This is a genomic window from Variovorax sp. Varisp53 (assembly GCF_059491555.1).
In genome coordinates this window covers 2,822,959-2,840,659 of record NZ_CP168512.1, presented here as the reverse complement: position 1 = coordinate 2,840,659, position 17,701 = coordinate 2,822,959, and the positions used below count along the sequence as shown (strand labels likewise).

The following is a 17,701-nucleotide window of genomic DNA, read 5'->3' as shown; positions in this document are numbered from 1 at the left end:
AATCAAGGCTCCGTGTTGAGAAAAAAGTGGCCGCCAGTGTCCGGTGGCCACGGGTTTTCCCTCAACAGGCTATAGCCGCCAAGTTGATCCTTCGCGCAAGACGCGATTGCTCCAACTGCTCGCAGCGCATGAGCAGGCCGACCATGTTGATGCCGAGCGCGGTGGCCAGCTTCTGCGCGGTAACGATCGACGGGATGACGCGGCCGCGTTCGATCTCGCCCACGTAGGAGCGATTCAGATCGGAGCGCTCGGCCAGCTCCTCCTGCGACCAGCCCTCGCCTTCGCGCAGCTGGCGGATGGTCACGCCGAAGTCTTCGACGAATGCTTTCATGCGCCACCCTTCGGTGCGTTCTGCAGGCTGGCCTGCGTGACGCTCGCGCCCGGTTTCACGTCGTCGGTGATCCAGACGTTGCCGCCGATGACCGCGCCCTTGCCAAGCGTGACGCGGCCGAGGATGGTTGCGCCCGCGTAGATGACCACGTCGTCTTCCACCACCGGATGCCGCGGCAGCCCCTTCTGCAGGTTGCCCTCGGTGTCGATCGGAAAGCGCTTGGCACCGAGCGTCACGGCCTGGTACAGCCGCACGCGCTTGCCGATGACCGCCGTCTCGCCGATCACCACGCCCGTGCCATGGTCGATGAAGAAGCCCGCGTCGATCTGCGCGCCAGGGTGGATGTCGATGCCCGTCTGCCCGTGCGCCAACTCGGCCACGACGCGTGCCAGCAGCGGCAGGCCGAGCTTGTAGAGCTCGTGCGCAAGGCGATGGTGGATCATCGCGAGCGCGCCGGGGTAACAAAGCAGCACCTCGTCGACGCTGCGCGCGGCCGGGTCGCCCTGGTAGGCCGCGAGCACGTCGCTGTCGAGCAGGCGGCGCAGTCCGGGCAGCGCGTTCGCGAACCGGCGCACGGCCTCGGTGGCGATGTCGTCGACCTCGCTCGCGGGGCGCGGCTCGTGGCGCGAGTTGTAGTTGAGTTCAAGCCGTGCCTGCGCCAGCAGCGCCTGCAGGGCAGCATCGAGCGTGTGGCCGACGTAGAAGTCTTCGCTCTCGTGGCGCAGGTCCGGCGGGCCCAGCCGCATCGGAAAGAGCGCGCCTTTCAGCGACTCGACGGTCTGCGCAAGCGCATCGCGCGACGGAAACTCGCGTGCGCCAGGCTCGCGCGAGCGGCGCTGCGAGTCGCGCCACTCGTCGCGCACGCTGTGCAGCGCACGCACGATATCGCTCACTTCGAAATGGGCCATGTGTGTTTCTCCCTGGAAGATGTGCCTGGTGCCGCTCAGTCCTGTACCCACGGCAGGCCGTGGAAGCGCCAACCGTCGGAGCCGCCGCGGTGCTGCTGCGCATCGATCTCGCCCTCGAAGCCTTCGAGCACGTTGAACACCTGCGTGAAACCCGCCTTGGCAGCGGCCTCGGCCGCCAGCGCGGACCGCTTGCCGCTGCGGCACAACAGCAGCGCCACGGTCTCCTTGCCGCCGTCCTTCGCAAGCCTGGCTTCGAGTTCGCGCACGAAGCGGGGATTGCGCGTGAGCGCCGTGCCGGTTGCCCACGCCACGTGCAGGCTATCGGGCACATGGCCGACGAACTTGCGTTCTTCGCCCGAGCGCACGTCGACCAGCACGGCCAAGCCCTTCTGCACCAACTCCCAGGCCCCCGGCGGCGCCACGCCGCCGGCGTAAGGTAAATTGCTTTTGGTGGCCTTGGCGCGCGCCTGTTCCAGTGCTTCGGGCAAGACGAGTTCTTCAACTTCCACTGACATGCTGTGCGGCTCCTGTTGTGCGTTGGATTCGCCTTGATGGCGATGGCCACCACTGTAGGAGCCCTAGGCGGAAGCTCAAACAACCGAAAAGTCGGTTCCTAACAACCAGACGTTGTATAGACGCGTGTCAGGCAGCGGCGCCCGCGGTGGCGGCGCGCACGGCCGGCGCGGTCCGATCCACGCTCCTCGCGCCATCCACGCCGAACGGCACGTCGCCCGCAACCGTCACCCGCCGCACCACGCGGTGCTGGTCACCGTAGTCGTTGATCGCATAGTGCTGCGTGGCCCGGTTGTCCCAAATCGCCACGTCGCCCTGCGTCCAGCGCCAGCGCACCGTGTTCTCCAGGCGATGCACGTGGCTCTGCAGCACGCTCAGCAGGTGGCCCGAGTCGTTCGTCGAATGGCCGACGAGCTTCTTCGCAAAATGGCCCAGCACCAGGCTGCGCTCACCCGTCTCGGGGTGAACGCGCACCACCGGGTGCTCGGCTTCGAGCAGGCGGCACGTGAAGACCTCCCTGTAGCGCCTGGTGCCCTCCTCGTCGAGGTCGCCGGGCGAGCGCGCCGCTGCGTAGTCGTAGTCGTTGCCGTGGATGGCGCGCAGCCGGTCCGCCAGCGCCTTTAAGTCGTCGGGCAGGCTCTCGTATGCCGCCACTGTGTTGGCCCAGACGGTATCGCCGCCATAAGCCGGGATCACCACGGCCCGCAGGATCGACACCTGCGGATACGCGACCTCGAAGGTCACGTCCGTGTGCCACGAATTGGCACGGCCGCCATGGCGCGAGTCGAGTTCCAGCAGCCGCGTGCCGTCCCTCGAAGGCACGGTCGGGTGCGGCACCAGTTCGCCCCACAGGCGGCCGAAGGCCTCCTGTTGCGTGTCGTCCAGATGGTGTTGGCCGCGGAAGAAGAGCACCTTGTGTTTGAGCAATGCGGCCTTGATGGCGCCGAATACTTCCGGCTGTAGCGTGCCGGAGAGGCGCACGCCGCGCACTTCGGCGCCGATGTGGCCGGCCTGGCGGACGATGTCGAGTTCGGGGGCCTGTGCGGCTTGCGCAGGGGTTGTGGAAGAAAGAATGGCGCTCATCGGAGGTCCTTTTTCGGGGTTCCGGAAGATTCTGCGAGGCACCTGGTGGGGGTGGAAGGAAGCTGTTTGCAGTTCCTAATGCGCGGGCCGACTAAGAGGGGCGCCCCCGGAAACGAAAAAACCCGGCGCCAAAGCGGCGCCGGGTCGTCGCAGATGCCCGAGGGTCCGTCAGAGCTTCGCGATCGAAACCTCGGTCGACTTCACGAGCGCGACCACGTCGGAGCCCACCTTCAGCTGCAGCTCGTCGACCGAGCGGGTGGTGATGACCGAGGTGACGATGCCCCAGGCGGTCTCGACATCGACTTCGGAGACGACGTCGCCGCGGATGATCTCGCGGACCTTGCCCTTGAACTGGTTGCGCACGTTGATGGCTTGAATGGACATGATGGTTTCTCTTTCAGGATGAAGGAAGGACGGATGGGTGAAGGGAGAGAGGGATCGGTTCAAACGATCTCGGCCACGTCGTCGAAGGCCAGCCGCGGCCCGCGCTCGAAGGTGCCGGAGTGGTCGGCCACGCCGAGGTTGACGAGGAAGTTGGCTCGGTAGCGCCCGTCGGGAAAGAAGGCCTTGTCGACCAGGTCGGCATTGAAGCCCGACTGCGGCCCCACGTCGAGCCCGAGCGAGCGCGCCGCCAGGATCAGGTAGGCGCCCTGCAGGCTGCTGTTGCGAAAGGCCGTAGCCTGCGCGGCCTCGGCGCTCTTCTCGAAGAAAGGCTTGGCGTCGTAGGCCGGAAACAGGCTCGGCAGGTGCTCGTAGAAGCGCGTGTCGTGCGCCACGATCACCGTCACGCCGGCCGCGAGCGTCTGCGCGGTGTTGCCCGCGGACACGGCCGGCTTGAGCTTCTCCTTGGCCTCGGCGCTGCGCACGAAGACATAGCGCGCAGGCTGGGCGTTGTAGGCGGTCGGCCCCCACTTCAGGAGGTCGTAGAGCTTGTGAATCAGCTCGTCGGTCACGGGCACGGGCTTGAACGCGTGCACGGTGCGGGCCTTGCGGAACAGCTGGTCCAGCGCGGCTTCGGGAATGGCTTGCAGTGTGGTCATGGCTTCAGGAGAAAACTTTCAGTTCGATGCCGCGGCCAGCGCCTGGTCGAGGTCGGCGATCAGGTCGTCGATGTGCTCGATGCCGACCGACAGGCGCACCGTGTCCTCCGTGACGCCGGCCTTGGCAAGCTCTTCGGGCGACAACTGCCGGTGCGTGGTCGAAGCGGGGTGCGTGGCCAGCGAGCGCACGTCGCCGATGTTCACGAGGCGCGTGAAAAGCTTCAGCGCATCGAGGAACTTCGCCCCACCCTCACGACCGGCGCCGATGCCGAAGGTCAGCACGCCGCTGGAACGGCCGCCGAAGTACTTCTTCGCCAGCGCGTAGTCGGCGTGGTCTTCGAGCGCCGCGTAGTTCACCCAGTTGACGGCCTTGCTCCGTTCCAGGTGCTGCGCCACCGCCAGCGCATTGCTGCTGATGCGGTCCATGCGCAGCGCGAGCGTCTCGATGCCCTGCAGGATCAGGAAGGCGTTGAACGGCGAGATGGCCGCGCCCGTGTTGCGCAGCGGCACCACGCGCGCGCGGCCGATGTAGGCGGCCGCGCCCAGCGCCTCGGTGTAGACCACGCCGTGATAGCTCACGTCGGGTTCGTTCAGGCGCCTGAAGCGCTGCTTGTGCTCCGCCCACGGGAACTTGCCCGAATCGACGATGGCGCCGCCGATGCTGGTGCCATGGCCGCCCAGGTACTTGGTGAGCGAATGCACCACGATATCGGCGCCGTGCTCGATGGGCCGGCTCAGGTACGGTGACGGCACCGTGTTGTCGACGATCAGCGGCACGCCGTGGCGGTGCGCGATCTCGGCGATGGCCGCGATGTCGGTCACGTTGCCGGCCGGGTTGCCCAACGATTCGACGAACACAGCCTTGGTCTTCTCGTCGAACAGCTTCTCGAAACTCGACGGATCGCGGTGGTCCGCGAAACGCGTGGTGATGCCGAACTGCGGCAGCGTGTGGGCGAACAGGTTGTAGGTGCCGCCATACAGCGCGGTGCTGCTGATGATGTTGTCGCCAGCCTCCGCGATGGTCTGGATTGCATAGGTCACGGCCGCCTGGCCCGAGGCCAGCGCGAGCGCCGCGATGCCGCCTTCGAGCGCGGCCACGCGCTGCTCAAGCACATCCTGCGTCGGGTTGTTGATGCGGGTGTAGATGTTGCCCGGCACCTTCAGGTCGAACAGGTCGGCGCCGTGCTGCGCGCTGTCGAAGGCGTAGGCCACCGTCTGGTAGATCGGCGGCGCCACGGCGCGGGTGGTCGGCTCGGGCGAATAGCCGGCGTGCACCGACAGGGTTTCGAATTTCCAGTTCTGCGACATGCGACTGCCTTTCAAATTGGCGGATGGGTGAATGAAGAAGCTCAGATCGCCCAGCGCAGGGCGTGCGCCGGGGTTGCGAGCCAGCTGGCGTCGGTACTCTCGGCTTCGGTCTCTGCGGACTTCTGCAGCACCCGGTCGAGGATTCGTTTTTCAATCGCCGCAAAGGCCGGATCGCCCTGCGAACGCGGGCGGGCCAGCGCGATGTTCTCGTCGAGTGCGATGCGGCCGTCTTCGATCAGGATCACGCGATCGGCCAGCGCAACGGCTTCCTGCACGTCGTGCGTCACCAGCAGCGCGGTGAAGCGGTGGCGCTGCCACAGGTTCTCGATGAGGCGGTGCATCTCGATGCGCGTCAACGCATCCAGCGCGCCCAGTGGCTCGTCGAGCAGCAGCAGCCGCGGGTGGTGCACCAGCGCGCGCGCCAATGCCACACGCTGGCGCTGCCCGCCCGACAGGCGTGCAGGCCATTCGTTCTCGCGGTCGGCCAGCCCGACTTGCGCCAGCACTTCCTTGCCGCGCGCCATCGCATCGTTCGACAGGCCCAGCGTCACGTTGTCGAGCACGCGGCGCCAAGGCAGCAGGCGCGCCTCCTGGAACATGATGCGGGTGTCGTCGTGCAGGCCGTGCACGGCGTTGCCATCGGTGTAGAGACCGCCGGCGCTCGGCGCCTCGAGCCCCGCGACGAGCCGCAGCAGCGTGCTCTTGCCGCAGCCGCTGCGCCCGACGATGGCGATGAACTGGCCCGGCTCGATGGTCAGCCGGGTGTTGCGCAGCACTTCGCGCGCGCCATAGCGCTTGTGCAGGCCGCGCGCTTCGAGGCGCACGCCGCCGGCGATGGCCTGGGGTTGGATGTCTTTCAGAACGGCACTCATGGGTCAGGCTCCAGGCTTGAACAGCGCCACATTCAGCGCATCGATTTTTCGGGGCAGCAGCTTTTCGGCGAGAAAGGCGTCGGCGATGCGCTGCTGTTCGACCAGGCCCTCGGGCGCCACCGGGCGCACCGCGTAGCTGCGGCGGGCGTTGGCCTGTTCGATGGTCGCGGCGTCGAGGCCCCACACCGGGGACAGCAATGCGGCCGCCTCCTTCGGGTTCTGCTTGACCCACCGGCCGGTCTTCTCCAGTTCGGCATAGACCACGCGCAGCACATCGGGTCGCGCCTTCGCGAACCTGGTGCGCGCCAGGTAGTAGCGCTGGTACGACGCGATGCCCGTGCCGTCGGCCAGCACGCGCACCTTCGACTGGCGCTGCGCGGCGGCGAGGAACGGGTCCCACACCACCCAGGCGTCGATCGCGCCCTTCTCGAAGGCTGCGCGGCCGTCGGCAGGCGTGAGGTAGGCAGGCTCGATGTCCTTGAACGACAGACCGGCCTTGTCGAGCGCGGCGATCAGCAGGTAGTGCGCACCGGCCGCCTTGGCAAAACCGACCTTCTTGCCCTTCAGGTCGGCCACTATCTTGAGCGGCGAATCTTCACGCACGACGATGGCCTGCGCGGCGGGCGACGGCGCTTCCTGCGCAATGAAGGTCAGGTCGGCGCCTGCCGCCTGCGCGAACACGGGCACGGTGTCGGCCACGTCGGCGCTGATATCGAGGTTGTCGAGGTTCAGCGCTTCGAGCAGCGGCAGGCCGCTGGTGAACTCGTGCCAGCTCAGCGCGGCGTTGAGCGGCTCGAGCTGCTTCTCGAGCGCGCCCTGTGCCTTGAGCACGGCGATCAACGTCGACGACTTCTGGTAGCCGAGCCGCACGATGACCGGCCGCGCGGCCGCGCCCTGTGCAAACACTGTGCTGGCCCCCATTGCGCCCAGCGTGGCGATGGCCGCGCGTCGGGAGATGATGGACGAATGCGTCATGCCCCAGCCCTCACTTCGCCTTCTTCTGGTAGCCAGGGTGCCAGCGCAGCCACCATTGCTCCAGCCCGCGCGCGAACAGGTCGGCCAGCTTGCCGAGCAGCGCGTACAGCAGGATGCCCACCAGCACGATGTCGGTCTGCAGAAACTCGCGGGCGTTCATCGTGAGGTAGCCGATGCCGGCCTGCGCCGAGATGGTCTCGGCCACGATCAGGATCACCCACATCAGGCCAAGCGAGAAACGCAGGCCCACCAGGATCGACGACAGCGCCCCCGGCAGGATCACCTCGCGGTACAGCTGCCAGCGCGACAGGCCATAGGTGCGGCCCATCTCGATCAGCTGCGGATCGACGTTGCGGATGCCGTGGAAGGTGTTGAGATAGATCGGGAAGAACACCGACACCGAGATCAGGAACAGCTTGGCCGATTCGTCGATGCCGAACCACAGGATCACCAGCGGGATCAGCGCCAGCGCCGGAATGTTGCGCACCATCTGGATGGTGGAATCGAGCAGCGTCTCGGCGAATTTCACGGAGCCCGTCAGCAGGCCCAGCACAAGCCCTGCCCCGCCGCCGATGGCGAGCCCCGCGAGCGCGCGGCCCGCGCTGACCTTCACGTGTGTCCATAGCTCGCCCGAGGCCGTGAGCGTCCACGCGGCCTTGACCACGTCGACCGGCGCCGGCAGCACGCGGGTGCTGAGCCAGCCCAGCGACGACGCGATCTGCCAGAACACGATGAGCCCGACGGGCACGAGCCACGGCACCAGCCGCTTCGCGACGTTGACGGCGAAGGCCTTGAATGCATTGCCTTCGCTTTCGGTGAGCGCGATCGCCGGCAGATCCTGAACTTGTTCGGTCATGGGAGTCCTTAACTTTGGGAGGCGAGGCGCGAGGGCGCGTCGAGATTGGCAACGACTTCGCCGAACGGGCCGCTCAGCGAGCCGCCGGCCAGCTGCGTCTTCGCCTTGCGCGAGAGCAGCGGGAACACCAGCTCGGCGAAGCGGTAAGCCTCTTCGAGGTGCGGGTAGCCCGAGAGAATGAACTTGTCGAGGCCGAGCGCCGCGTACTCCTCGATGCGCGCCGCGACGGTCTTCGAGTCGCCCACCAGCGCGGTGCCGGCGCCACCGCGCACGAGGCCCACGCCGGCCCAGAGGTTGGGAGAAATCTCCAGTTCGGCACGCGAGCGCCTGGCGCCGCCCGCATGCAGCGCAGCCATGCGGCGCTGGCCTTCGGAGTCCATGCGCGCAAATGCGGCCTGGGCGCGAATGACCGTCTCGTCGTCGACACGGCTGATCAGCTCTTCGGCAGCCTTCCATGCGGCGTCTTCGGTCTCACGCACGATCACATGCAGGCGAATGCCGAACTCCACCGTCCGCCCTTTGCGCGCGGCGCGGTTGCGCACGTCGGCGATCTTCCTGGCCACCTCCGCGGGCGGTTCGCCCCATGTGAGATAGGCATCGACCTGCTCGGCCGCAAGCTCGTGCGCGGCGGCCGACGAGCCGCCGAACCACACCGGCGGATGAGGGTTCTGCACCGGCGGATAGAGCAGCTTCGCGCCCTTCACGCTCAGGTGCTTGCCTTCGTAGTCGAAGGCAAGCCCGCCGTGGCTGCGCGCAAGAATCTCGCGCCAGATGCGGATGAACTCGGCCGACTGCTCGTAGCGCGACGCATGATCGAGGTAGACGCCATCGCCTTCGAGCTCGGCCTGGTCGCCGCCGGTCACGAGGTTCACGAGCACACGCCCGCCCGAGAGCCGGTCGAAGGTCGCGGCCATGCGCGCGGCCAGGCTGGGCTGGTGCAGGCCGGGGCGCACCGCGACCAGGAACTTGAGCTTCTTCGTCGAGCCGATCAGGCTGGATGCGATGACCCACGGGTCTTCGCACGAACGGCCCGTCGGGATCAGCACGCCCTCGTAGCCGAGGTTGTCGGCCGCGCCGGCGATCTGCTGAAGGTAGGCCAGGTCGACGGGGCGCGCGCCTTCGCTCGTGCCGAGGTAGCGGCTGTCGCCGTGCGTGGGGAGGAACCAGAAGATCTGCATCACGCGACTCCCGCGCCGGCTGCTTCGAGCACGTTGATCTTTTTGGGGATCAGCTTCAGCGCGAAGAAGGTGTCGGCGATCTTCTGCTGCTCGGCCAGGATGGCCTTGGTGATCGGTGCCGTGCCATAGGCCCAGCGGTTCACCGACAGTTCCGCTACCGGCTTCGGCAGGCCCCAGAGCGCGGCCAGCTCACTGGCCAGCTCGCCCTTGTTGGCGGCGCCCCATGCGTCGACCTTGTTGAGCTCCTCGATCGCGATGGCCAGCACGTCGGCGTTCTTCGCCACGTAGTCCAGCGACGAGAAGTAATAGGCACGGTTGCCGACCACGCCGGTGGCGTCGGCCAGGATGCGCGCGTCGAGCGACTTCTCGGCCGCGGCCAGGAACGGGTCCCAGATGACCCATGCGTCGACCGAGCCCTTCTCGAACGCGGCGCGCGCATCGGCCGGCGGCAGGTAGACCAGGTTGAGGTCCGCGTATGCGAGGCCGTGCTTTTCGGCCAGCTTGACGATGAAGTAATGAACGTTCGAGCCCTTGTTGAGCACGATCTTCCTGCCCTTCAGATCTGCCACGGTCTTGATGGCGGAGCCCTTGGGCACCAGCACCGCCTCGGCCCGCGGACGCGGCACCGTCGCGCCCACGTAGGCCAGCGGCGCACCGGCGGCCTGCGCGAAGATGGGTGGCGCCTCGCCCACGTCGCCGAAGTCGATCGAGCCGACGTTCAGTGCTTCGAGCTGCACGGGGCCGGCCGTGAACTCGGTCCACTTCACGCTCACGCCGAGCGGTGCCAGGCGCTTCTCGAGCGTGCCGCGGCCCTTGAGCAGCGTGAGATAGCCCTTCTGGTGGCCGATGCGGAACTGGCGCGCGGGCGCCTGCGCCAGTGCGGCGAACGAGGAAGGCAGCGCGATGGCTGCGGCAGCGCCCTGGATCAGGCGGCGGCGGGGAGCAGAAATCTGTTGTGTCATGGCAAGGCTTGTGTGGAATGCGCCGCGCTCAGGCGGCGGCAATGAAGCTCACGATCAACGCGATGGCGCTGACGACGACGACGCTCACGGCGAGATCGCCCAGCGCGTGCCAGAGGGAGCGCGGCGTCGTGTCGAGCACGGAGTCTTCGGTAGCAACGGGGTTCATGCGGAGATTCCTTGGTGTTGCAAAACGTCGGGCAAAGGCTGTCCCGCACCGCGCGCAGGCGGTTTTCAGAACAGCGGGAATGAGGATGAGAGCGAGGAAGCCGGACTCGCGACGAGTCCGCGCTTTCAGACGCTACATCGCACTCGGGAGAACGGCACCGGCTCGAAGCCGTGGGTCGCGGGCAGCTTCAGGCCTTCCGTGGCCAGCACCTCGGTGGCCTCGTTGAGCCGTTCGGCCAGGTCGGGGTGCACCTGGTAGGCGTTCTCGGGCGTCAGCGCAATCTGCGATTCGCTGGCGTAGACGCCCGGCAGGATGTGACGCGCCGCCAGCGACTGCAGCACGGGCCGCAATGCGTAGTCAAGCGCGAGCATGTGGTGCGGGCTGCCGCCGGTGGCCAGCGGCAGCACCGTCTTGCCCTTGAGCGCGTTCTGCGAGAGCAGGTCGAGAAAAACCTTGAGCACGCCACTGTAGGCCGCCTTGTAGACCGGCGTGGCCACCACGACCACGCGGGCCTCGGCCACCTTGGCAATCGCGTTGACGATGGCCGGATGGTTCCAGTCGGCCAGCAGCAGCGCCTGCGCCGGCAACTCGCGGATGGCGAGCCGCTCGATCCGCGCATGGCGCCGGGCCAGGCGCTCGCCCACCGCGTCGAGCAAGGCGGTCGAGCGGGACGGGGTCGAGGGGCTGCCAGCAATGAGAAGAACGGACACGGGAGGAGACTTTCGTACAGAGCAAAGAAGCGCGAATTCGCGAGGGCCGCCGCGCACGGCCGCCCGAAGCGGCCGGCCCGCCCCCGGCAGGGGGTGGGCGAAGCGACACGAAGTGCGCGCAGCCTGGGGGGTTACTTTTGTTTTGTCGTATAGATCTGGTCGAAGGAGCCGCCGTCAGCGAAATGCTCCTTGTCGGCCTTCGCCCAGCCACCGAAGGCCTGGTCGATGGTCACCAGCGTGAGCTTGGGAAACTGCTTGTCGTACTTGGCCTTCGCCTTGTCCGACGTCGGGCGGTAGAAGTTGCGGCCGGCGATGTCCTGGCCTTCGTCGGAGTAAAGGTACTTCAGGTATTCCTCGGCCACGGCGCGCGTGCCCTTCTTGTCGACGACCTTGTCGACCACCGACACGCTGGGCTCGGCCAGGATGGAGATCGACGGCACGACGATCTCGAACTTCTCGGGGCCGAACTCCTTCAGCGCCAGAAAGGCTTCGTTTTCCCAGGCCAGCAGCACGTCGCCCACGCCGCGCTGCACGAAGGTGATGGTCGAGCCGCGCGCGCCGGTGTCGAGCACAGGCACGTTCTTGAACAGGCTGCCGATGTATTCCTTGGCCTTGGCGTCGCTGCCGTACTTGCGCTTGGCGAACTCCCACGCGGCCAGGTAGTTCCAGCGGGCGCCGCCCGAGGTCTTGGGGTTGGGGGTGATCACCTGCACGCCGGGCTTGACCAGGTCGTCCCAGTCCTTCAGGCCCTTGGGGTTGCCCTTCTTCACCAGGAACACGATGGTCGAGGTATAGGGAGCCGAGTTGTGCGGCAGGCGCTTCTGCCAGTCCGCGTTGACGAGGCCGCCATGCTTGACGATGGCATCGATGTCGCCGCCCAGCGCCAGCGTGGCCACGTCGGCGTCGATACCGTCGATGATCGAGCGCGCCTGCTTGCCCGAGCCACCGTGCGACTGCTTGACCGACACATCCTGGCCGGTCTTGGCCTTCCAGTACTTGGCGAAAGCCTGGTTGTAGTCCACGTAGAGTTCGCGCGTCGGGTCGTACGACACGTTCAGCAGCGTCACCGGGCCCTTCGCCGCGGCAGGAACCTGTTGCGTGAACGCCGGCAACGCCGACAGGGCCATGGCACCGACCACACCGGCACCCAGGGAAAGCTTGATAAAGTCGCGGCGAAGGCTCATGGTGTCTTGTTCTAAAAAGGCATATCAATGAAGCTGCGTATTCTCAATACGACATATAGAAACTGGAACAACCAAGTTTTCAGTTCTAAATAGCCAAATCAACTAAGCAACCGCTTTCCCCACTTTTCCCGTTCAAAGGCAATCGAAATGGCACGCATGGTTCAGTGCATCAAGCTCGGCAAAGAGGCCGAAGGGCTCGACTTCCCGCCCTATCCAGGCGATCTGGGCAAGCGCCTGTGGGAAAACGTCAGCAAGGAAGCCTGGGCCGCCTGGCTCAAGCAGCAGACCATGCTGGTCAATGAAAACCGGCTGAACCTGGCCGACCTGCGCGCCCGCCAGTACCTGGCGCGGCAGATGGAAAAGCACTTCTTCGGCGAAGGCGCCGACGTGGCCCAGGGCTACGTACCCCCTTCCGGAAGCTGATCGCCGCCGCTGCGTCGTGAACGCAGAACCGGTGGCCTGGCGCGCCGATGGCGTGCCGCGCAGCGAACGCTTCGACGACATCTACCACACCGAAACCGGGGCACTGGCGCAATCGCGCCATGTATTCCTGGGCGGCTGCGGCCTGCCCGAAGCCTGGGCCGGACAGCCGCAATGGCTGATTCTCGAAACCGGCTTCGGGTTGGGCCTCAATTTCCTGACAACCTGGCAGGCGTGGCGCTCGGATTCGGCGCGGCCGCGCATGCTGCACTTCGTCTCGGTCGAGGCGCATCCGGTTTCGCCCGACGATCTGCTGCGCGCGGCCAGCGCGTATCCCGAACTGGCGTCCCTCGCCGGCGAACTGGCTGCGCAGTGGCATGGGCTGCTGCCCGGCTTTCACCGGCTGACGTTCGATGAGGGCCGCGTGCTGCTCACCCTCTGCATCGGCGACGTGCAGCCGATGCTGCGCGCCCAGCGTTTCGAGGCCGACAGCGTCTTTCTGGACGGCTTCAGCCCGCAGCAGAACCCTGCAATGTGGTCGGAAGACACGCTCAAGGCCGTATCGCGCTTTGCGCGGCAGGGCACGCGCATCGCCACCTGGACCATCGCACGGGCGGTGCGTGATGCGCTCGTGCAGTTCGGGTTCACGGTCGAGAAGCGCCAGGGCCTGCCGCCCAAGCGCGATTGCCTGCACGGCGTGTTCGCGCCCGCCTGGACGGTGCGCCGCCGCGGCCCCACGCCCGAGCGAATTCGCGCGCCAGGCCATTGCGCCGTCATTGGCGCCGGGCTCGCGGGCGCGGCCGTGGCGGCCAGCCTGGCGCGGCGTGGATGGCAGGTCACGGTGCTGGAAGCCGCCGAGCGGCCCGCATCAGGCGCTTCGGGGCTGCCCGTGGGCATGCTGGCGCCGCACGTGTCGCCCGACGACGCCCTGCTCTCGCGCCTCACGCGTGCCGGCATCCGCGCCACGTGGATCGAGCTGACGCGGCTGCTCGAAGAAGGCCGCGACTGGCGCGCCAGCGGCGTGCTGGAGCGCCGGCCCGACGGCGATGTGCGCGTCCCGCCCGGCTGGAGCGACGACGGGCCCAACGAATCGTGGCCCGCGAATGGGGCGCAGTTGGCGGCGGTTGGCCTGCCGGTCGATGTGCCCGCCCTCTGGCACGCACGCGCCGCCTGGGTGCGGCCGCACAGGCTGATCGCCGCATGGCTGCGCCAGCCGGGCGTCGAGTTTCGCGGCGGATGCCAGGTGGCACGCCTGGAGCACCATGCGAACGGCTGGCAGTTGTTCGACCCGGCCGGTGAGTTGCTGACAGACGCCGACCGCGTGGTCATCTGCGCCGGCTTCGAATCGGGCCGCTTCGCCCCCAAGCTGCCGCTGCAGCCGGTGCGCGGCCAAGTCGCCTGGGGCCACATACCCGACGACATCGAATTGCCCGCCACACCCCTCAACGGCGACGGCCATCTCATCGCACGCGTGCCCGATGCCGAAGGCTCCCCGATCTGGCTGGCCGGCGCGACCTTCGACCGCGACAGCACGGACCTCGCCCCGATCGCGGCCGACAGCGACGCCAACCGCGAGCGCCTTGCGCGGCTGCACCCGGCGTCGGCCGCTGCGCTGGCTCCATCGTTCGCGCACGGCAAAATCCATAGCTGGGTTGGCATCCGCTGCGCTTCGGGCGACCGGCGCCCGTTGGTCGGCCCGATCGACGCGGAAGCACCGGGCCTCTGGGCCTGCACCGCATTGGGTTCGCGCGGCCTGAGCTTCGCTGCGCTGTGCGCCGAACTGCTGGCTGCGCAGTGGCATGCCGAGCCGCTGCCCCTGCCGGCCACGCTGGCCAAGGCGCTGGGAACGCAGCGGCTCTAGCCAGCGCCCTGCCCCGAAACTGCCAGCGGTGGTCGATCCGGCTGTCCCCATAGGGGCGCCGATTTTGTGGCATCCGCCCACGCAATCACCGCTTTGCCACGCGAACGCGTGAGAATGCGGCGCATGGCCATCCAGTACGACATCAAGCACACCACCGTCTACCGCTACAAGAAGCCGGTCACCTTCGGCCAGCACCGTGTGATGTTCCGCCCGCGCGACAGCCACGACCTGCGCGTGCTGGCCACCGACCTGCAGGTGAGCCCGCAGGCCTTCACCCGGCTCATTCAAGATCCGCACTCCAACTCCGTGGCGCTGGTGCAGCCGATGGGCGAAGCGACCGAGCTGCGCATCGTCTGCTCGTTCACCATCGAGCAGGTGCCGGCGCAGCAGGACCAGCTGGCGCTCGACCCGGCCGCCGAATTCCTGCCCTTTGCCTACTCGGTGCAGGAGCGCCTCGACCTCGAGCACTACCTGCGCCCGCACCACGACGACGACGCCCAGGGCACGCTGATCCGCTGGGCCCACCAGTTCCTGCACACCGACAAGCCCAACAGCACGCGCGAGGTGCTCGCACGCATGAACGCGCACATCGGCCAGAGCCTCGAATACAAGGCGCGCGACGAAGAAGGCACGCAAACGCCGCTCGTCACGCTGGCGCTCGGCAGCGGCAGTTGCCGCGACTACGCGCTGCTGATGATGGAAGCCGCGCGGCGCCTGGGCATCGCGACGCGTTTCGTCTCGGGCTACATCTATGACGCCGCGCTCGACAACGCCGCGCAGGTCCAGGGCGAATCGATGACCGGCGCCGGCACCACGCATGCCTGGCTGCAGGCCTACCTGCCGGGCATCGGCTGGCTGGCCTTCGACCCGACCAACAACCTGATGGGCAGCGGTCAACTGATCCGCGTGGGCGTTACGCGCGACCCGGCGCAGGCGGCGCCGATCTCGGGCAGTTGGTATGGCGATGCCGAGGCCTATGAGGGCCTCGAAGCGACGGTGGTCGTCACGCGCCGCAAGAACTGAACGGGCATCGCCGGGGGCCGCCGGCGCTGGGGCCTCAGCCCCCCGCCGCACCGCCCAGCTGGAACCGGAACACCGCGCCCTTGTCGGGCTGCTGCACCAGCCGGATGTCGCTGCCGTGCAGCTGCAGGATTCGCTTCACGATCACGAGGCCCAGCCCGCCGCTGCTGGCGCTGTCTGTGCGCGAACCGCTCATGAACACCGGTCGCATGAACAGGGCCTTCTGCATTTCGCCCGGAATGCCCGGCCCCGTATCGCTCACCTGCACCGTCACGCCCGCGTTCTCCGCCCGCAGCTGCACCACGATCTCGCCGCCCTCGGGCGTGTGGCGGATGGCGTTGTCCAGCAGGTTGGTCAGCACGCGCTCGATCATTCCGAGGTCGGCCGACACTACCGGCAGGCCCGGTGCGATGTCGGGCTCGAGGCGTTGATGGCGCGCTTCGGCCGCCAGCTCGAACTTCTGGAACACGTCCTGCACGAGGTCGGCCAGCGCGAAGTTCTCTTTCTCGGGCTTGACCACGCCGTACTCGAGCCGGGCCAGCTCAAACACCTCTTGCGCGAGCCGGCCGACCTTGCGGCTCTGGCCGAGCGCGATCTCCAGGTAGCGCCGACGCTCTTCTTCACTGAGCGTGCCGGCCTTGAGCAGCAGCGTCTCGAGGTAGCCGTGCAGCGACGTGAGCGGCGTGCGCAGGTCGTGCGAGATGTTGGCGAACAGCTCGCGGCGCTGCTGGTCCTGCAGCGTGAGCTCGCGCCATTGCTCGGCGATGCGGCGCGTCATCTGCGTGAAGGCCTGGCCCAGCTGGGCGATTTCGTCTGTGCCGTGGGAGAGGCGCTCCAGCGTGGGCGCTTCGCTTTCGAGTGAAGCGATGCCCTCGGTCTCGAAGCGCTTCACCGCCGCCGTCAGCTCGCGCAACGGCCGCGTGATGAGGCGAAAGGCCGCGAGGCCCGCGAGCAGTCCGAGCAGCGCCACCAGCCCCATCGACCAGAGCGTGGTGCGCAGCACGTTGTCGGCGCCCACGTTGGCGACCAGCGCGTCGTGGTCCTCGCCCTGCAGCACCACGTAGACGTAGCCCGCATCGCGCCCGCCCATGCGCAGCGGCGCGGCGCTGAATACCTTGGAGGCTGTGAGGCTGCGCGGGTCGTCGCCCGCAATCGGCAGTGGCGCGCCCGATAGCAGCTTGCGGATCGGCCCCAGCGCGACCCTGTAGCGCTTCAGGTGCCCGGGCGGTGCGGCCTGCGCCTCGATGCGGCCGTCGAGCCCCAGCAGGTAGACCTCCACGCTCGGGTTGACGGCCATCAGCTTGTCGAACAGGTCCTTTACCGCTTCCTGGTCGAGGCCGCCCGGCTTCATCAGCTCGGAGTTTTCCGCGATGTGCGCCGCCAGCCCGGTCGACAGGCGCTGGACGACCTCCTGCTCGTGCATGCCGTTGGAGCGCACCTGCAGCCACACCGAGGCGCCGCAGCACACCAGCAGCAGCACCGCGAACACGGCCGACAGCCGCCGCGACAGGGTGGCCCAGGCGATCACGCCACGTCCTCCCCGCTTCCGGTGGCCGACAACTTGTAGCCGCGTCCCCACACCGTGAGGATGCGCCGTGGCTCTGCCGGGTCGGCCTCCACCTTGGTGCGCAGCCGGTTGATGTGCGTGTTCACCGTGTGCTCGTAGCCATCGTGCTGGTAGCCCCAGACCTGGTTGAGCAGGTCGAGCCGCGAGAACACCTTGCCCGGGTTGCGCGCGAAGAAGTACAGCAGGTCGAACTCGCGCGGCGTGAGCTCGATGAGCCTGCCGTCCACGCGCACCTCGCGCGCCAGCGGCTCGATGCCGAGGTTGCCGAGCGTGAGGCTGCCGGACTCCATGCGTGCGTTGCGCGCCAGCGCATCGGTGCGCCGCAGCAGCGCCTTCACACGGGCCACCAGCTCCAGCACCGAGAAAGGCTTGGCCAGGTAGTCGTCGGCGCCCAGTTCCAGCCCGAGGATGCGGTGCACCTCGCTCGACCGCGCGCTGATGATGATGATCGGTGTGTAACGTGTCATGGCGCGGGCACGGCGGCAGATTTCGAGGCCGTCGATGCCGGGCAGCATCAGGTCGAGCACCAGCGCGTCCCAGCTGCCGCGCTCCAGCTCGCGCAGGCCGGCATGGCCGTCGGCGGCGTGCTCGACCGCATAACCTTCGTCGCGCAGGTGCATGCGCAGGAGTTCGGCGATGTGGGCGTCGTCCTCGACGATCAGCACGCGTTTGGGGGTGTCCATGGCCTCGATTGTCCCGCCATCCGGGTTCTGGAGTTATCACGATTAATTGAACTTTGCGTGATGA

At 67.6% G+C, this 17,701-nt stretch carries 20 protein-coding genes; 3 read left to right on the top strand and 17 right to left on the bottom strand.

Features of this window, described 5'->3' with window-relative positions; genetic code table 11:
* Nucleotides 1-61: 61 nt before the first annotated feature.
* The 15 genes from ACEOAB_RS13310 to ACEOAB_RS13240 all read right to left on the bottom strand — a co-directional run bounded on the left by ACEOAB_RS13310 (nt 62) and on the right by ACEOAB_RS13240 (nt 12,086).
* Nucleotides 62-331 carry a helix-turn-helix domain-containing protein gene (locus tag ACEOAB_RS13310; protein WP_007829247.1) on the bottom strand — a complete coding sequence of 90 codons (270 nt, stop codon included), beginning with the start codon at nt 329-331 and terminating at the stop codon, nt 62-64.
* On the bottom strand, nt 328-1,239 hold the full coding sequence (gene epsC / locus ACEOAB_RS13305; RefSeq protein WP_495653777.1) for a serine O-acetyltransferase EpsC: 912 nt from the start codon (nt 1,237-1,239) through the stop codon (nt 328-330). The genes ACEOAB_RS13310 and epsC overlap by 4 nt, the downstream gene beginning before the upstream one ends.
* A 35-nt stretch (nt 1,240-1,274) precedes the next feature.
* On the bottom strand, nt 1,275-1,754 hold the full coding sequence (locus ACEOAB_RS13300; protein ID WP_495653776.1) for a rhodanese-like domain-containing protein: 480 nt from the start codon (nt 1,752-1,754) through the stop codon (nt 1,275-1,277).
* Nucleotides 1,755-1,881: 127 nt separating this feature from the next.
* Nucleotides 1,882-2,835, bottom strand: a complete 954-nt coding sequence (locus ACEOAB_RS13295; RefSeq protein WP_495653775.1) for a TauD/TfdA dioxygenase family protein — start codon at nt 2,833-2,835, stop codon at nt 1,882-1,884.
* Between the two features lie 168 nt (nt 2,836-3,003).
* Complete coding sequence (locus ACEOAB_RS13290) at nt 3,004-3,219, bottom strand: TOBE domain-containing protein (protein ID WP_007829250.1); 216 nt, start codon at nt 3,217-3,219, stop codon at nt 3,004-3,006.
* Between the two features lie 59 nt (nt 3,220-3,278).
* Nucleotides 3,279-3,875: a malonic semialdehyde reductase gene (locus ACEOAB_RS13285; protein WP_413747525.1), complete on the bottom strand. Its 597-nt coding sequence runs from the start codon at nt 3,873-3,875 to the stop codon at nt 3,279-3,281.
* An 18-nt stretch (nt 3,876-3,893) separates the two neighbouring features.
* On the bottom strand, nt 3,894-5,183 hold the full coding sequence (locus ACEOAB_RS13280; RefSeq protein WP_413747524.1) for an O-acetylhomoserine aminocarboxypropyltransferase/cysteine synthase family protein: 1,290 nt from the start codon (nt 5,181-5,183) through the stop codon (nt 3,894-3,896).
* Nucleotides 5,184-5,224: 41 nt separating this feature from the next.
* Nucleotides 5,225-6,055 carry an ATP-binding cassette domain-containing protein gene (locus tag ACEOAB_RS13275; protein ID WP_413747523.1) on the bottom strand — a complete coding sequence of 277 codons (831 nt, stop codon included), beginning with the start codon at nt 6,053-6,055 and terminating at the stop codon, nt 5,225-5,227.
* 3 nt (nt 6,056-6,058) lie between these two features.
* Entirely contained in the window at nt 6,059-7,030 is a 972-nt protein-coding gene (locus ACEOAB_RS13270; protein ID WP_413747522.1) for an aliphatic sulfonate ABC transporter substrate-binding protein, read from the bottom strand.
* Between the two features lie 10 nt (nt 7,031-7,040).
* The gene (ssuC, locus tag ACEOAB_RS13265; protein WP_413747521.1) at nt 7,041-7,886 is read right to left on the bottom strand and encodes an aliphatic sulfonate ABC transporter permease SsuC; all 846 of its coding nucleotides are present in this window, start codon (nt 7,884-7,886) and stop codon (nt 7,041-7,043) included.
* Between the two features lie 8 nt (nt 7,887-7,894).
* On the bottom strand, nt 7,895-9,064 hold the full coding sequence (gene ssuD, locus ACEOAB_RS13260) for an FMNH2-dependent alkanesulfonate monooxygenase (protein ID WP_413747520.1): 1,170 nt from the start codon (nt 9,062-9,064) through the stop codon (nt 7,895-7,897).
* Entirely contained in the window at nt 9,064-10,026 is a 963-nt protein-coding gene (locus tag ACEOAB_RS13255) for a sulfonate ABC transporter substrate-binding protein (protein WP_413747519.1), read from the bottom strand. The genes ssuD and ACEOAB_RS13255 overlap by 1 nt, the downstream gene beginning before the upstream one ends.
* A gap of 28 nt (nt 10,027-10,054) precedes the next feature.
* The gene (locus ACEOAB_RS13250; RefSeq protein WP_007829260.1) at nt 10,055-10,192 is read right to left on the bottom strand and encodes a hypothetical protein; all 138 of its coding nucleotides are present in this window, start codon (nt 10,190-10,192) and stop codon (nt 10,055-10,057) included.
* Between the two features lie 125 nt (nt 10,193-10,317).
* A complete protein-coding gene (gene ssuE / locus ACEOAB_RS13245; RefSeq protein WP_413747518.1) occupies nt 10,318-10,902 on the bottom strand; it encodes an NADPH-dependent FMN reductase in 585 nt (194 codons plus the stop codon).
* Nucleotides 10,903-11,033: 131 nt separating this feature from the next.
* Nucleotides 11,034-12,086 (bottom strand): sulfate ABC transporter substrate-binding protein, encoded by a 1,053-nt coding sequence (locus tag ACEOAB_RS13240; RefSeq protein WP_413747517.1) that lies wholly within the window; start codon nt 12,084-12,086, stop codon nt 11,034-11,036.
* Nucleotides 12,087-12,233: 147 nt separating this feature from the next.
* Here ACEOAB_RS13240 and ACEOAB_RS13235 point away from each other — a divergent pair, with 147 nt between their 5' ends.
* The 3 genes from ACEOAB_RS13235 (at nt 12,234) to ACEOAB_RS13225 (ending at nt 15,390) form a co-directional block, all read left to right on the top strand.
* Complete coding sequence (locus ACEOAB_RS13235) at nt 12,234-12,509, top strand: oxidative damage protection protein (protein WP_007829266.1); 276 nt, start codon at nt 12,234-12,236, stop codon at nt 12,507-12,509.
* 16 nt (nt 12,510-12,525) lie between these two features.
* Complete coding sequence (gene mnmC, locus ACEOAB_RS13230) at nt 12,526-14,367, top strand: bifunctional tRNA (5-methylaminomethyl-2-thiouridine)(34)-methyltransferase MnmC2/FAD-dependent 5-carboxymethylaminomethyl-2-thiouridine(34) oxidoreductase MnmC1 (RefSeq protein ID WP_495653774.1); 1,842 nt, start codon at nt 12,526-12,528, stop codon at nt 14,365-14,367.
* Between the two features lie 123 nt (nt 14,368-14,490).
* The gene (locus ACEOAB_RS13225; protein ID WP_235508113.1) at nt 14,491-15,390 is read left to right on the top strand and encodes a transglutaminase family protein; all 900 of its coding nucleotides are present in this window, start codon (nt 14,491-14,493) and stop codon (nt 15,388-15,390) included.
* 34 nt (nt 15,391-15,424) lie between these two features.
* Here the strand turns inward: ACEOAB_RS13225 and ACEOAB_RS13220 are convergent, their stop codons facing one another.
* Nucleotides 15,425-16,915 (bottom strand): sensor histidine kinase, encoded by a 1,491-nt coding sequence (locus tag ACEOAB_RS13220; protein WP_413747516.1) that lies wholly within the window; start codon nt 16,913-16,915, stop codon nt 15,425-15,427.
* Nucleotides 16,912-17,637 (bottom strand): response regulator transcription factor, encoded by a 726-nt coding sequence (locus tag ACEOAB_RS13215; RefSeq protein WP_413747515.1) that lies wholly within the window; start codon nt 17,635-17,637, stop codon nt 16,912-16,914. Before ACEOAB_RS13215 ends, ACEOAB_RS13220 begins: the two co-directional genes overlap by 4 nt.
* Nucleotides 17,638-17,701 lie beyond the last annotated feature (64 nt).